General features: G+C 56.5%; 14 protein-coding genes. 13 read left to right on the forward strand and 1 reads right to left on the reverse strand.

Translation table 11 applies throughout. From position 1 onward, the window contains the following. The first annotated feature begins 17 nt into the window (after positions 1-17). The 9 genes from K7A42_RS12090 (at position 18) to K7A42_RS12130 (ending at position 8,801) form a co-directional block, all read left to right on the forward strand. Positions 18-977 (forward strand): substrate-binding domain-containing protein, encoded by a 960-nt coding sequence (locus K7A42_RS12090; protein ID WP_282455252.1) that lies wholly within the window; start codon positions 18-20, stop codon positions 975-977. A gap of 75 nt (positions 978-1,052) precedes the next feature. Beyond that, a complete protein-coding gene (locus K7A42_RS12095; RefSeq protein ID WP_135856972.1) occupies positions 1,053-1,946 on the forward strand; it encodes an amidohydrolase family protein in 894 nt (297 codons plus the stop codon). 107 nt (positions 1,947-2,053) lie between these two features. After that, the gene (locus K7A42_RS12100; RefSeq protein ID WP_220360232.1) at positions 2,054-3,040 is read left to right on the forward strand and encodes a LysR family transcriptional regulator; all 987 of its coding nucleotides are present in this window, start codon (positions 2,054-2,056) and stop codon (positions 3,038-3,040) included. 112 nt (positions 3,041-3,152) lie between these two features. Further along, positions 3,153-4,007: a transketolase gene (locus tag K7A42_RS12105; protein ID WP_220360231.1), complete on the forward strand. Its 855-nt coding sequence runs from the start codon at positions 3,153-3,155 to the stop codon at positions 4,005-4,007. Then, the gene (locus tag K7A42_RS12110; protein ID WP_220360230.1) at positions 4,004-5,038 is read left to right on the forward strand and encodes a transketolase C-terminal domain-containing protein; all 1,035 of its coding nucleotides are present in this window, start codon (positions 4,004-4,006) and stop codon (positions 5,036-5,038) included. Before K7A42_RS12105 ends, K7A42_RS12110 begins: the two co-directional genes overlap by 4 nt. A 43-nt stretch (positions 5,039-5,081) precedes the next feature. Then, positions 5,082-5,834: an SDR family NAD(P)-dependent oxidoreductase gene (locus tag K7A42_RS12115; protein WP_135856976.1), complete on the forward strand. Its 753-nt coding sequence runs from the start codon at positions 5,082-5,084 to the stop codon at positions 5,832-5,834. Between the two features lie 150 nt (positions 5,835-5,984). Further along, positions 5,985-6,989 carry a TRAP transporter substrate-binding protein gene (locus K7A42_RS12120; RefSeq protein WP_282455253.1) on the forward strand — a complete coding sequence of 335 codons (1,005 nt, stop codon included), beginning with the start codon at positions 5,985-5,987 and terminating at the stop codon, positions 6,987-6,989. Next, positions 6,967-7,545: a TRAP transporter small permease gene (locus tag K7A42_RS12125; protein WP_223217015.1), complete on the forward strand. Its 579-nt coding sequence runs from the start codon at positions 6,967-6,969 to the stop codon at positions 7,543-7,545. Before K7A42_RS12120 ends, K7A42_RS12125 begins: the two co-directional genes overlap by 23 nt. After that, the gene (locus tag K7A42_RS12130) at positions 7,542-8,801 is read left to right on the forward strand and encodes a TRAP transporter large permease subunit (protein WP_220360227.1); all 1,260 of its coding nucleotides are present in this window, start codon (positions 7,542-7,544) and stop codon (positions 8,799-8,801) included. The genes K7A42_RS12125 and K7A42_RS12130 overlap by 4 nt, the downstream gene beginning before the upstream one ends. Positions 8,802-8,871: 70 nt before the next feature. Here the strand turns inward: K7A42_RS12130 and K7A42_RS12135 are convergent, their stop codons facing one another. Beyond that, positions 8,872-9,885: a LacI family DNA-binding transcriptional regulator gene (locus K7A42_RS12135; RefSeq protein WP_220360226.1), complete on the reverse strand. Its 1,014-nt coding sequence runs from the start codon at positions 9,883-9,885 to the stop codon at positions 8,872-8,874. 119 nt (positions 9,886-10,004) lie between these two features. Between K7A42_RS12135 and iolG the strand changes: the two genes are divergently transcribed. The 4 genes from iolG to K7A42_RS12155 are packed head-to-tail and all read left to right on the forward strand — an operon-like array spanning position 10,005 to position 14,210. Beyond that, positions 10,005-11,012: an inositol 2-dehydrogenase gene (gene iolG / locus K7A42_RS12140; RefSeq protein ID WP_174000423.1), complete on the forward strand. Its 1,008-nt coding sequence runs from the start codon at positions 10,005-10,007 to the stop codon at positions 11,010-11,012. An 18-nt stretch (positions 11,013-11,030) separates the two neighbouring features. Beyond that, the gene (gene iolE / locus K7A42_RS12145; RefSeq protein ID WP_220360224.1) at positions 11,031-11,945 is read left to right on the forward strand and encodes a myo-inosose-2 dehydratase; all 915 of its coding nucleotides are present in this window, start codon (positions 11,031-11,033) and stop codon (positions 11,943-11,945) included. A 14-nt stretch (positions 11,946-11,959) separates the two neighbouring features. Next, entirely contained in the window at positions 11,960-13,132 is a 1,173-nt protein-coding gene (locus K7A42_RS12150; RefSeq protein WP_220360223.1) for a Gfo/Idh/MocA family protein, read from the forward strand. A 31-nt stretch (positions 13,133-13,163) separates the two neighbouring features. Beyond that, complete coding sequence (locus K7A42_RS12155; RefSeq protein ID WP_220360222.1) at positions 13,164-14,210, forward strand: Gfo/Idh/MocA family protein; 1,047 nt, start codon at positions 13,164-13,166, stop codon at positions 14,208-14,210. The last annotated feature ends 20 nt before the right edge of the window (positions 14,211-14,230 follow it).

Consider the following 14,230-nt stretch of genomic DNA (forward strand, 5'->3'; position numbering starts at 1 on the left):
CAAGGAGGAGGAGCATTATGAAAAATCTGATGAAAGCATTGGCGGTGGTTGCAACTGTCGTTATCGCACCTGGGGCGCAGGCACAGGAGAAGAAGTTCTCGGTCGCTTATATCGCACCGTCGCTAGATATCGATTACTGGCAGTGGGTGGGACATGGCGTGCAGCAAAAGGCTAAAGAGCTCGGCATGGACTATGTCGAGTACACTTCGGAAAACTCGCCAGCAAAACAAATGGACAATGCTCGCGTAGCCGCGACACGCGGGGTGAACGCAATCGTAATAGGTCCCGTCAGTTCGACATCTACCCCACCTCTATTGAATTTCTTGGCGCAGCAAAACATTCCCGTTGCATTTGCTGGTATCGGGCCGCAGGCCGGACAGACGAAGTTCACTTCAGCGGTCACGGCCAACAATTATGAAACCGGGCTCGCCCAGGGAAAATTCACCTGCGAGCTCGCCAAGGAGCGGGGAGGAAAAGACGTTGGCGTTCTCTCACTTCCTCAGGACCGTGAGAATGCGCAAAAATATCTGAAAGGTGCCACTGAAGCCTTCCAGGCAAACGGTTGTGAACTTGTACAAATGTTGGAAACGAAGGGCCTCACCATCAATGAAGCCGTTACACAAGCGAACGACCTTTTGACTGCGCATCCAAACGTGAAGGCGATCTATGGGATGTATGACCAAGCGGGCACCGGTGCCGCTAAGGCGCTTGCAACGCGAGGAATGACGGGAAAAGTTGCTATCACCGTGGCAGATGGAAGCCCCACGACGATTCAACTTCTCAAGGATGGCGCAATCCAGGGCATCTTCTTCCAAGAAGCTGTAGGGCAAGGTATTGATGCGACTGAACAGGTCTACAAAGCCTTGAAGGGCGAGAAGACAACACAGAACATGGCGCTCGTCATGCCGCTGGTCAAGGCGTCCGACATCAACTCGGATCAGGCCAAAAAGGTCATTGCTCGCGTTTTCCCTCAGTAACTCGCTTGATGGCCGGGGGCTGCGTCAGGCAGCCTCCGAAATGATTTCTTGTTCAGTGACAACCGGATCAGCTCCATGAACGACATTCCGCTTATCGATCCTCATCACCATCTGTGGGATATCACCAATAACTATTATCCCTGGTTGAATGACGGAGCAAAGCCTTCCGCTTTTGGTGATTACTCGGCCATCATCTCCGACTATCTTATCGAGGATTTTCTGGAAGATGCAAAAAACCAGAACCTGGTAAAATCGGTTCACCTCGATGTGGGGTATGATCCGGCCGACCCCGTCGGCGAAACCCGGTGGCTGCAGGGTATTGCCGACCGTCACGGGTTTCCCCACGGCATTGTCGGATATGCAGATTTTCGCAAACCCGACGTGGCCGACCTGTTGGACGCGCACGCAGAATACAGAAACTTCCGCGGCATCCGCCAATCAATGAACTACCACACGGATAAATCTAAGACCTATCTGGATCGCCCGGAGATCAGCCGGACGCCGGAATGGCGCAGCGGCTTCAAGGAACTTGTCAAACGCAATTTTTCCTATGATCTCCAACTCTATTACTGGCAGATGGAGGAATTTTTCGAACTCGCTAAGGATTTTCCCGACATTCAGATCATTTTGAATCACACTGGAATGCAGGTGGACGGGCCCGACCATTTCGAAGGTTGGCGGACGGCGATGCGCAAGCTGGCACAGGCTGAAAACGTTGCATGCAAGATTTCAGGTCTCGGCATGGGGGACTTCACTTGGACGACGCAATCTATCCGCCCCTACGTTGAGGCGGCTATCGAAATCTTCGGCGTGGACCGCTGCATGTTTGCGTCCAACTTCCCCGTGGACAAGCTTTTTTCATCTTATGATGCAATATTTGACGCATTCAGACAGATCACGCGCGATTATCCCCAATCGGATCGGATGAAGCTTTTTCACGATAATGCGGAAAAATTCTATCGTATCTGACAAAAGCCGGGCATAGCCCACGCGTGTTATCGTACAGCACCCTTGCAGGTGCTGTTTTTTTTGCTTAAGCCTCACAGTATTACTTTGGCCGGCGTAAAGGTCAGTCGATGCGCGATCTCAACCTCAAGGGCACGGAATATTTCGAGGCTGTGGCCCGGCTCAGCAGCGTAACCAAGGCAGCTGAAGAACTGGGGATTTCTCCCTCCGCTGTCAGCCAGCAATTGTCCCTGCTTGAAGCGCAATTGGGTGTTAAGCTTTTCCGGCGAGAGAAACGTCGCCTGGTGCTAACGCTCGATGGTGACCGCATGTTCCAGACCACGACACAGGCGTTCAGCGCCATCCGTAATGCACGATCGGCAATCTCGCTCCAGCGTCACACGCGCAACTTCGTCATTCGCGTTAGTCCAAGTTTTGGGGTGCGCTGGCTCGGCCCCCGTGTGGGGACGTTCGCCGCGGAAAACGAAGACTGGAACATCCGCATCGACGCCACACCCGATTTCACAGCGTTTGACACTGAAAACGTCGACGTTGACCTGCGATATGGCATGGGAACCTGGAGCGGAGTGGCGGTCACGCCTCTAATGCACGACCTGATCCTACCTCTATGCAGCCCGGGCTACCTTGAAAGGCTCCGCGAAATCGATCCCGATCCCGCGCGCCAGCTTGCAAAAGCCAGGCTTATCGATAGCGTCAAGACGCTGTATCGATGGGACCTCTGGCTTGCGTTTAACAAGGTTCATATACCGAAGGTGAACTACGCCTTGCGCTTTGACCGCTCATCTATGTCGATCGAGATGGCAAAGCAAGGCGGCGGTATTGCACTGGACAGCGTGACCTTGTGTCTCGGTGAACTTCAGCGCGGCGAACTGGTCCCGTTCACCACATCCTTCGAGGTGCTCGAGTTTCCCGCCTACTGGTTCGTCTGTCCCTCGCGACATCTAAGCCGCCGCATCGTACAGCGTTTTTCCAGTTGGATGACTGCCGCCTGTCAGGCCCACGATGCTGCGGCGAGGGCGCATCTGGAAGGTCTCGGATGCCGCTTCCGCCTCGGATCGCCAACGGATCTCATAGACGTCAAACCCTGGGGGCTGTAATTCCTGAATCAGGCGGTTGTTAAGCCTGTCTTCAAAGGTTTGTCACTTTTCTTAAAATCAATCCGTATCCGCCGGTGCTATTTCTGAATGTAGAAAGTGCCGGGAGGAAGGTATGAGTTTGCCAGAGCGAGTGGTTGCGCGTTCCAACGTTTCGCTGGAACTGCGTGCATGGAATATTCGTCGCAAAGCCCTGTTAATGGGTCAGGTTCAAGGTCAGGGTTACATCGGTCAAGCGCTCGGCGTCGCCGACGTTCTCGCTGCGTCCTATTTCCACGCCATGGAATTTCGTCCCGAGGATCCTGAATGGGAGGGCCGCGACCGGTTCCTGCTGTCGATTGGCCACTACGCCATCGCGCTTTATGCTGTCCTCATGGAAGCCGGAATTCTTCCCGAAGAGGAACTCGAAACCTACGGCATGGATGACAGCCGGATGCCAATGTCGGGGATGGCATCCTATACACCCGGCATGGAAATTACAGGGGGCTCATTGGGCCACGGGCTTGGCATTGCGGTCGGCATGGCCATGGGCCTGAAGCGCAAGTCCAACAAGGCCATGGTCTACAATCTAATGTCTGATGGAGAACTGGGCGAAGGCTCGACCTGGGAAGCGGCCATGTCTGGCGCCCACCACAAGCTCGACAACCTGATTTGCCTTGTGGATTTCAACGATCAGCAGGCAGACGGCAAATCCACTGAAATGCTGTGTTCCGAGCCGCTCACGGATAAATGGGAGGCCTTCGGTTGGCACGCTCAGCGCGTCAACGGTAATGATCTTGGCGCCGTTGTGGAGGCCTTTGACAAGGCGCGGTCCGTCAAAGACGCCAAGCCCCGCGTCATCATTTTCGACACCACCATGTGCAAAGGTGTCCCCTTCCTGGAAAGCCGCGAAATCACTCACTTCGTTCGCGTCGAAGCGGATGAGTGGGACCAGGCTCTCGCGGTTCTGGAAGAAGGAAAACCAGCATGACACTTGCATCCATGGCTCGCAAATACGAAGCACGTAAAGTCCCGCAGGGGGAGCGTCAGGCGACCTCTGCAATGATCGCCTCCCTTGCAGCAGAAGGCTACAATACAGTTGCAGCGCCTTTCGGTCACGCCCTTATTGAGGCAGCAAAGAAGGATGAGCGCATCCTCGGGCTGACAGCCGATCTCGGGAAATATACCGACCTGCACATCTTCGCGCAGGCCCTGCCGGATCGCTTCTACCAGATGGGCATGGCAGAACAGGTGCTGATGTCTGCGGCGGCCGGTCTGGCTCGTGAAGGGTTTATTCCCTTTGCCACGACCTACGCGGTCTTTGCGTCTCGCCGCGCCTATGACTTCATCGCCATGGCAATCGCTGAGGAGAACCTGCCGGTCAAGATTGTCTGTGCGCTGCCGGGGCTCACGACCGGTTATGGTCCGAGCCATCAGGCGACCGAGGATCTGGCGATCTTTCGTGGCCTGCCGAATATGACGTTGATCGACCCATGTGACGCTGACGACATTGCCGGCATGGTGCCGGAAATCATTGCTCATCAAGGCCCGGTCTATGCGCGGCTGCTGCGCGGGAAAGTTGCTTCCGTCCTAAGGAAACACAAGCCTGATTACCGCTTCCAGCTTGGCAAGGCTCAGATGATCCGGGAGGGAAAGGACGTCCTCGTGATCTCCACGGGCCTCATGACAATGCGGGCACTTGATGCCGCGGTGAAGCTGGCGGAAGACAAGATTGACGTCGCCGTGCTTCATTGCCCAACCATCAAGCCGCTGGACATCGAAACTATCGCCGCCGAAGCCGCAAAGGGAGGGCGTCTCGTCATTACCGCGGAAAATCATACGGTTGTGGGAGGCCTTGGTGAAGCCGTTGCAGGTGGTCTGCTTTCGCGCGGTGTCGCACCACGCTTCCGCATGATCGGCTTGCCGGATCAGTTTCTCGAAGCCGGAGCTCTGCCGACCCTACACGAAATGTACGGGATTTCGGTGCAGCAGGTTGCCGCGCAGATCAAGGGCTGGCTCTGAACGAGCCGCCAGCGTAAATATCATCACAGGGAGGGAGAGGCTCATGGGCCTTTTGAAGAACAAGTTCGCCATCGTGACTGGCGCTGCTTCCGCACGCGGTCTTGGTAAGGCTACCGCCAGACTGTTTGCCGAACATGGCGCAACCGTTGCCATTCTGGATCTCGATCCGGAAGCTGCCAATACAGCGGCAGTCGATTTGGGACAAGGTCATGTCGGTCTTGCGTGCGATGTAACTGACAAGGCCGCATGTGAGGCTGCTGCAGGGGAATTGCTCAAGCTGTGGGGCCAGATCGATGTTCTTGTCAACAATGCGGGCATCACACAGCCGTTGAAGATCATGGATATCGGCCCATCGAATTACGATGCGGTTCTGGATGTGAATCTGCGGGGCACGCTCTACATGAGCCAGGCTGTTATCCCCGCCATGCGGGGCAAGAGATCCGGATCTATTGTCAATCTCAGCTCTGTCTCGGCCCAACGCGGCGGGGGTATTTTTGGCGGACCACACTATTCAGCCGCCAAGGCCGGCGTGTTGGGATTGACGAAGGCTATGGCGCGCGAGCTGGCAGCATCCAACATCCGCGTCAACGCAATTTGCCCGGGCTTCATTGCAACCGATATCACCGCAGGCAGGCTGACGCCGGACATGCTGGAAAAAATTGTCGAAGGAATTCCCCTGGGCCGTCCGGGTGAGGCGTCCGACGTTGCAGGCTGCGCGCTGTTCCTTGCCTCAGATCTGGCCGCCTATTGCACGGGCACTGAAGTGGATGTGAACGGCGGGTCTTTGATCCACTGATCGAGGACGAAGGCGGCCCCCTGTGGGCTGCCGGTCCGGACAAACTTATTCTATTGGACGCGCGGGTCCCGAGTAGCTGGATGGGTAGCCCTGGAGGAGGGGCCCCATCCATTGCAAGTCTACTTTATCAAAACTAAAGCGGAGGAAATCATGACCTTAGAAATCAACAGGCGAATGTTTCTGGCATCGGCAACGGCAGCTTTTGCAGCCCCGGCGCTCGTAGCAGGAATTCGCCCTGCGCGAGCGGCAACCACCCTCACCCTCGGCCACGGTGCGGCTCCAGGCAATCCGCGCACGCTGGCCGCGTCGAAGTTTGCAGAGCTGGTCGCCGAGAAGACCGATGGGCGTGTCAGGATCAACGTAGCCGGAGCCGAGACACTTGGTAGCGATTCCGCAATGCTGACAAGCCTGCGTACCGGCGCATTGGATTTTACCGCCAATAGCCAGGGCGCGACCTCTGCCGTCGTGCCCGAACTCGCCGCGCTTGGGTTACCCTTTCTGTTCAAGGATACTGATGCGGCCTCGCGTGTTCTATCCGGCTCGGTCGGTGAGGATCTCAACAAGCGGTTCGAAGCCGTGGGGATCGTGCCGCTCGGCTGGTGGGACAACGGCATTCGTCATCTCACCAATTCCAAGCGCAAGGTCGTGACACCTTCCGATGTCAAGGGTATGAAAATCCGGACACCCGCCGATCCGATGACAATCGACATCTTCCAGTCTCTCGGCGCCAGTACTGAGCAGATTGCTTTCGGCGAACTTTATATCGCGCTCCAGCAGGGCGTTGTCGACGGACAGGAAAACCCGCTCGCCAACATCGAAAGCTCCAAGCTGTTCGAAGTCAATCGCTTCATCAGCCTAACGGCCCACAAGTGGGAATCGACGCCCTTCCTGATGTCAAAGATCGCGCAAGCCCGTCTCGGTGCGGATCTGGAAGCGGTGAAGGCAGCAGCGGAGGAAGCGGGTGGGCTTCAACGCGAGCTGTCCTTCCAGAAGTCAGCCCAGGTGCTGGAGGCTTTCAAAAAGAACAGCAATATCGAAGTGGTGGACGTCGACCGGGAGGCCTTTGTAAAGGCTACCGCTTCCGTTGCAGACAACTGGAAGAAAAAGCCTTTTGGCGACTTTGTGAAGCAGATTGAAGCCGCCGCCCGCGGTTGATTATCCAGCCGGGCCGGAGGTTCCAATGCTAGTTCTCTACAATTTGATCGACCCCATTGCGCGACTGATCGTGAATCTTTCACGCATCGTCATTATCGTCAGCGGTGTCGCCTTGACCATCGTGACGACTGCCAATGTTCTCGCGCGATACATGCTCAGCAGCGGCGGTTTTTCCTTTGCGCAGGAATTGCCGATGCTCATATTTCCATGGTTCATCCTGTCGGGAATTGTGCTGGCGGCCCATATGGGAGGCCACATGGCTGTTGAATGGCTTTATGACAAGCTGCACGGCAACCTCCGCCTCGGTGCTTTTGCACTGTCCGGCGCCATCAGCATCGCTTCTTTCTTGGTTCTTGCCTATCAGTCCGTCTTGGTCGCTGAAATCGCCAGCGTCGAGAGCAGCCCGGTGCTCGGAATTCCTAACAGCGTCGGCTACTACGCACTTGCCGTCGGCGCACTCCTTATATCGGTGGTCACAGTCGCAGCTACCCTTCGTGTCTTCAAGAAGGGATGGGAATACCGGATCGAACTCGCAGCCGTGGAGATCCCGCTATGACCCTCATCATGATTGGAACCTTCTGTATATTGATGGTGCTGGCGGTTCCTGTAGGTTACTCCCTCATCATCGCAGCCGGAGTTGCGGTCCTCTTCAACGGCTACATTCCGCTCTCGATCGTTGCCCAGCAGGTTTACGACCAGACGCAATCCTTCCCGATGCTGGCGCTCCCCTTCTTTATGCTTGCGGGGACTTTAATGCTGGGGGGTGAACTGGGACGGCAACTTCTCGAACTGGCGTCCAAAGCCATGCAGCGCTGGCGCGGCGGCCCTCTGTCGACGACCGTCGTGTCCTCCGTTGTTTTCGGCGGCGTTTCGGGCTCCGCCGTGGCCAACGCTAGTGCCCTCGGCTCCGTTCTTATCCCCTGGCAGAAAAAGCATGGGTTCCCGCCAGCCCTCTGTGCCGCAAACAATGCAACGTCCTCGGTTATCGACGTTTTGATCCCGCCGTCGATCCCCATGATCCTTTATGCTCTGGTCAGTGGCGTGAGCGTGGGTGACCTGTTTATCGCCGGCATTCTACCAGGTCTGATTATGGCCGCCAGCTTCGTCTTCGTGTGCTGGTATGTCTCCGTGCGTCGCAAATACCCGACTGAGGATGCGCGTCTTCCCAGACGAGAGCTTGCTCTTCTTATCATCAAGAGCTTCCCGGCCATTCTCCTGCCCGTCCTTATCATTCTGCTGCTGCGCTTCGGTTTTGCCACGCCAACGGAAGTGGCTGTGCTTTCGGTTGTCTACTCGCTTCTCCTCAGCCTGCTCTTCTACCGCGATCTGACCTGGAGACGCTTTTGCGACAATGTTGTCGAGGCTGGGGTCGGAACCGGTGTCGTTATGCTGGTGATCATGGGCAGTGCAGCTGTCGGCTGGGTACTCACTTTCGATCAGGCACCGCAACAGATGGCGGACTGGGTTGCGGCCAATATCTCAAGCCCGGTGGCGATCATACTCATGATGAACATCATCATGCTGATCGTCGGCATGCCTCTCGATATGCCGCCGGCCATTCTCCTTCTCGGGCCAATCTTCGTGCCGCTCGCCGATGCGATCGGGCTCGACCGGGTTCAGTTGGGCATGATGATGGTCATTAACCTTGGCATCGGTCTTTACACGCCTCCGATCGGGACGACCCTGTTCATATCATCATCTATTGCGCGCTCTCCTCTGGGAGAGACAACCCGGGAACTCGTGCCCTTCTTCGTCATGGCAATGTTGCTCCTGCTGGCGGTGAGCTTCATCCCCGCTCTTACAATCTACTGAGAGCGGCTTTCATGGCTTCTATGACGGGCAAAGCCGCCATCACGGGGTGAAATCTCAAACAGCCAGACCATCAGCAGTTTTCGATGGTGTGGATTTGGACCGGCGTTATGAGTGAGGGGGGTGGTCTTTCCTCTCGCCCAAAGAAAGACGCAAGTGCACCAATGGCAGTCTGCACCTCGAAAGCGGGTCCTTGATCGATGATGACATCGATCAAGCCCTGTCGCAGCAACTGGCGTCTATCGGCGGTCAATTCATGGGTGATGAACACTATTTCACTCGCTCTTCCTACAGCATTCACGGCATTCAAGACGGTTGATGCTCCAGCTGACGCATTGTAGATCCCGCGAATGGCGCTGTTGCGCTTCAGGGCGCTGAACACCAAATCGCCAGCCAGTTCAGCCCGCTCATAGCTTTCAAGCACCTCGGTCACATGACAATCGGAATAGCGTTCGTTTAGCACGGCACGGAATCCGGTCTCACGCTCCTCATGTCCCATCATGCTGAGCATTCCGGAAATCACAAGGACGTCTCCACCGTCTCGCCCCAGAAGGCGGCCCATCAGATCGCCGGCAATCCTGCCTGCCTTGACGTTGTCGGGACCAACATAGGCAAAGCGGTCCGAGTCCGCGATGTCAGTGACAAGGGTGATAACCGGCTTTCCCGACGCGCCAAATTCTCTCAAAGCGGCAGCAATATCGGGATCGGCTGCGCTGACAATCACCATCCCATCGCAGGTCTTCTTGAGGCTGCCGATCAGGTCAGCTGTTGCACGAGGCTTTACCGGATCGATATGATGGATTCTGAACTGCAGATTGAACTGCGGAAAATCTCGCGCTGCCGCCTCGAAATTTGCCTGAACTGAGGCGTGAAACGGGTTTTCGGGGCGCTGAAGCAGAACGGCAATCCTGAGGGTTCGCGCCGCCCGCTGATTGAGCGCGCGATCAATCTTGAGCTTTCGAGCCCATTCGATAACGCGTCTTTCCTTCGCGTCGGTGACGCCGCCGCGATTGTTAAGAACGCGGTCAACGGTGGAAAGCGAAACATTTGCAGCCTTGGCGATGTCCCTAGCGGTGATCTTTCCCATTCCAGGTGGCCCTATTTTGACGAGATCTCTTCAAGAATAGAATACCGCGTCAAGAACCTAACGCTATCATCTTTCTCATTCGAACGTCATGGGCGTTTCGAAAAAGGGAGGTTACAAACATGATTGAGCTCGCCGTCTTTGGCGCGGGCCGTATTGGGCAGGTGCATGCCCTGAACGCGGCTGCTCACCCTTCAGCGCGCCTGAAATACATCGTTGACCCCGTAGCAAGCGAGCATCGCGAGCATCTCGCAATCCAAACCCGAGCCGTGCTGTGCGAGCCGGAAGAAGTCTTTGCCGACCCAGATATCGCAGGCATCGTCATAGCGAGTTCCACTGATACCCATGCGGAACTGCTTTTGCGGGCGGCGCAGGCAGGCAAAGCCGTGTTCTGTGAAAAACCGGTCAGCCTTGATTTTGCAACCGTCGTAGATGTCACAAGCAAGGTTGAAAACGCCGGCGTGGCCTGCCTACTTGGATTTCAACGCCGATATGATCCGGATTATCGTCTGGTGCGTGACAGGATCGCGAGCGGTCAGGCAGGCCGCTTGGAGCACATCGTCATGCACACCCGCGACCCGTCGCCTCCGCCACGTTTCTACGTCGAGCGTTCGGGTGGGATGTTTCGAGACCAGGCGATCCATGATTTCGACATGGCCCGTTATCTTCTTGGAGAGGAAATAGCAATTGTCTACGCGGTTGGAAAAAGCCTGATCGACCCGGAAATCGAAGCGGCAGGCGATATCGACACGGCAATGATCACACTGACATCGGTTTCTGGTCGCTTCGTTCAGATGATAAATTGCCGGCGTGCGCCATTCGGTTACGATCAGAGGTTGGAGGCCCTGTGCTCGAGCGAGGTGCTCTACGTCGAAAACCGCCCGCAACGGGGCGTCATGATCGCCGACGCCAATGGTTTTCATTCGTCGATACCCATGAACTATTTCATCGAACGTTTTGCGGGTGCCTATCTCGCGGAAATGCACGCCTTCATCGATATGATCGAGAAGGGTACCAAACCCCTCGCCGGGATAAGAGATGGCTTGGAGGCGCAACGCCTTGCCGAGGCCGCGATCGTTTCGATGACAACCGGCTCACCCGTCCACATCAGTTCCGACTGGCATCCTTGAGAAAGGAAGGTAACGACCATGACAACCACCGATCTCCTGCCAGAAGGTGTCAGAATTGCCGTCAGCCCGTTGTCATGGGTAAATGACGTGCTTGAGGATCTCGGACGCGACATATCGCTTGAAACCTGCCTGAACGATGCGGCAGCAATCGGTTACCAAGGCGTAGAGCTGGGTCGCAAGTTCCCCCGAGACGCCGCCGTGCTTCGTCCGCTTCTGGACAGCCGCGACCTGCAACTCGCATCAGGCTGGTATTCCGGCGAACTTGCCGAGCGCGGCGTCGATGCGGAGATGGCAAGCGTCGCCGCGCACGCTGCCCTGCTGCGGGACATGGGCAGCAGTGTGCTTGTCTATGGCGAGGTGGCGATGATGACACCAGGCGCGCCGCTCGATGCGCCGATGTCAAAACGCCTGACCATGCCGGCGGATGATATTGGCGGTTACGCCGCGAGACTGACAGAGTTCGGCAAGCGGCTTGGCGGAGAATACGGGCTGGTGCTCGCCTATCATCACCACCTGATGATGGTCGCAGAGACCTTCGACGAGATTTCGTCGCTCTTTGACAAGACCGGAGCGGAGGCTGGGCTTCTGCTCGATACCGGCCATGCCGCCGGTGGTGGTTTCGAGTACGCACGGCTGATCGAACGTTTCGGCGATCGCATCAACCACATTCATCTCAAGGATATGCGCACTCCCGTGATGACGGATGTTCGCAGCCGCGACCTCAGCTTTAACGACGGTGTTCGTGCCGGCATGTTCACCGTTCCTGGCGATGGTAACGTCGATTTCAGTCCGATCGTGCGCTTTGTTCGCGGCGGCTACAAGGGCTGGCTCGTGGTGGAGGCTGAGCAGGATCCCGCCCAAGCGCCGCCGCGTCCTGCCGTCACTCGCGCCTTCCTTCACATGCACGACCTTTTAGCAGCTAGACCAGATTGAAAGGAAGAGAGGCCATGACCCCAAAAAAACTCAATATCGGCCTGATCGGTTCAGGCTTCATGGGCCAGGCCCATGCGGACGCCTACCGTCGTGCTGGCGTGCTGTATCGTGACCTGGCGGCCATCCCGCATCTCTATATGCTCGCCGATGCGAGCGATGAAATGGCTGCCGATGCCGCCGCCCGATATGGTTTCGAGAAAAGCACCGGAGACTGGCGGCGACTGGTTGAGGATCCCAACGTCGACATCGTCGACATCACCTCGCCAAACGTCATGCACCATGAAATGGCGCTTGCAGCGATAGAAGCAGGCAAGCACGTCTACTGCGAAAAGCCACTTTCCGTGACGCTGGCAGAGGCAGAGCAAATGGCTGCAGCTGCCCGAAAAAAAGGCGTCAAGACGATGGTCGCCTTCAACAACATCAAGACACCGGCGGCAATGTTGGCCAAGCAATTGATCGACAGAGGCGATATCGGACAGCCCATGCGCTTTCGCGGCTGGTTCGATCAAGGCTTTTTCAATGATCCCGATTTGCCATTTTCGTGGCGCTGTACGCGTCGCGATGCAGGATCAGGGGCGCTGGGCGATCTCGGCAGCCACGTTATTTCCGTTGCACAATATCTGCTGGGTCCGGTTGAAAGCGTCATCGCCCAAAGTCAGACGTTTTTTCCAACGAGGCCCGTGCCCCGGGCTGGTTCGGGTTACGGTGCAAAGGCGGGCAATGATGCGCCTCGCGCGATGGTCGAGAACGAGGATCAGATCCAGGCGCTGGTCCGCTTCAAATCGGGCGCAGGTGGCACCATTGAGGCATCCCGCGTAGCTGCCGGCAAGGTCTTTGGCGTCTACTGGGAAATATCCGGCACAGAGGGCACGATCATCATGGACGGAGAGCGCTTCAACGAGCTGAAGATATCGCGTTTCAACGACCCAAAGCCTGACCGTGGATTCAAGACGATCCTAGCGGGAAGCCAAGTACCGCAGTTTTCGGCATTTTTCGGCTTTGATTTCGCTGGCGGTGGCCTCGGCTACTTCGACGTCAAGGTTATCGAGGTACGTGACCTGATCGAAGGCATCATGCGCGATGCCGACTGTTACCCAAATTTCGAATTCGGGCTCGCCAACGAACAGATTATTGACGCCATGGAGCGGTCTCTGGCAACGGGCCAGTGGGAACAGACGGCGTCCTGAGCAATCGAGAGGCTTTTTGAGGAGATTTAAGATGACATTTCCAACCGCTCTTCCACCGTCCCGATTGCGAGCACCCCTGGACGCTCCTCCACTGCGCTGGGGCATTTTGGGGACTGGCTGGATAGCGGCAAAGTTCACAGAATCGGTAAAGGCACACACTCGGCAAGTAATCGCGGCCGTGGGTTCGAGATCGGAAGAAACTGCCAAGCGGTTTGCATCTGAGTGGGGTGTCGAGAACGCTTATGGAAGTTACGAGGCGCTCGTTCAAGCACTCGATATCGATATCATCTATGTGGCTACCCCACATGGTTGGCACCATGAGCACGTCCTGCTCGCGATCAACGCCGGTAAGCACGTGCTCGTCGAAAAGCCGATGGCGCTGAATCATGCCCAGGCTGCCGAAATGGTCACTGCTGCTCGTAAGAAAGGCGTCTTTTTTGCAGAAGCGCTCTGGACGTATTTCCTGCCGAAATTCGACATTGTCCAGCAGGTCCTTGATGCGGGCGTTATTGGGGACATCAAATCGGTCTACACGGAATATGGCGAGTATCTTCCGCGTGAGCACCGCATCTTCAACCCAAAACTGGCGGGCGGGCCGCTGCTTGATCTAGGTACGTATCCAGTGTCGTTAATAAGCAAGCTGCTTGGCGTTCCTTCCAAGGTCGTCGGCGTTGCAAGTCCCGATCCGGCCGGAGTGAATGGGCAGCTGGCTGTCGCCATGATGAATTCCCGGGGCTGCCAGGGGACCATGGCAACGACCCTTTATGGGTTTACGCCAACCGGCGCGACCATGGTCGGCACGGAGGGCTCGATCCGGTTTGTCAACGAGTTCCATTTGCCAGGCGCGTTCGAAGTGTGGTCGCTGGACGGGACTGTCAGGTTGAAATACGCAGAACCTCGTGGCGCGCATTTCGAAGGGCTCTACCATCAGGCTGCTGGGGTCGCTTACAGTATCAGCGACGGCGACCTTGAAAGTCCTTGCAGACCGCTTGATGCATCACTTGACACGATGAAAACACTTGATGCGATCCGTGCAGCGCTCGATATCGACTTCAGGAAAGCAGGGTTGTCTGAATGACCGCAAGACGGGTCCGATAG

Origin of the sequence: Agrobacterium sp. InxBP2 (assembly GCF_026191755.1) — a bacterium.
GTDB lineage: Bacteria > Pseudomonadota > Alphaproteobacteria > Rhizobiales > Rhizobiaceae > Agrobacterium > Agrobacterium pusense.

Coding starts and splice junctions, on each gene's coding strand:
- K7A42_RS12155 (WP_220360222.1), top strand. CDS start 13,164: ATGACATTTCCAACCGCTCTTCCACCGTCCCGATTGCGAGCACCCCTG.
- iolG (WP_174000423.1), top strand. CDS start 10,005: ATGATTGAGCTCGCCGTCTTTGGCGCGGGCCGTATTGGGCAGGTGCAT.
- K7A42_RS12090 (WP_282455252.1), top strand. CDS start 18: ATGAAAAATCTGATGAAAGCATTGGCGGTGGTTGCAACTGTCGTTATC.
- K7A42_RS12150 (WP_220360223.1), top strand. CDS start 11,960: ATGACCCCAAAAAAACTCAATATCGGCCTGATCGGTTCAGGCTTCATG.
- K7A42_RS12100 (WP_220360232.1), top strand. CDS start 2,054: ATGCGCGATCTCAACCTCAAGGGCACGGAATATTTCGAGGCTGTGGCC.
- K7A42_RS12130 (WP_220360227.1), top strand. CDS start 7,542: ATGACCCTCATCATGATTGGAACCTTCTGTATATTGATGGTGCTGGCG.
- iolE (WP_220360224.1), top strand. CDS start 11,031: ATGACAACCACCGATCTCCTGCCAGAAGGTGTCAGAATTGCCGTCAGC.
- K7A42_RS12135 (WP_220360226.1), bottom strand. CDS start 9,885: ATGGGAAAGATCACCGCTAGGGACATCGCCAAGGCTGCAAATGTTTCG.
- K7A42_RS12105 (WP_220360231.1), top strand. CDS start 3,153: ATGAGTTTGCCAGAGCGAGTGGTTGCGCGTTCCAACGTTTCGCTGGAA.
- K7A42_RS12115 (WP_135856976.1), top strand. CDS start 5,082: ATGGGCCTTTTGAAGAACAAGTTCGCCATCGTGACTGGCGCTGCTTCC.
- K7A42_RS12095 (WP_135856972.1), top strand. CDS start 1,053: ATGAACGACATTCCGCTTATCGATCCTCATCACCATCTGTGGGATATC.
- K7A42_RS12110 (WP_220360230.1), top strand. CDS start 4,004: ATGACACTTGCATCCATGGCTCGCAAATACGAAGCACGTAAAGTCCCG.
- K7A42_RS12120 (WP_282455253.1), top strand. CDS start 5,985: ATGACCTTAGAAATCAACAGGCGAATGTTTCTGGCATCGGCAACGGCA.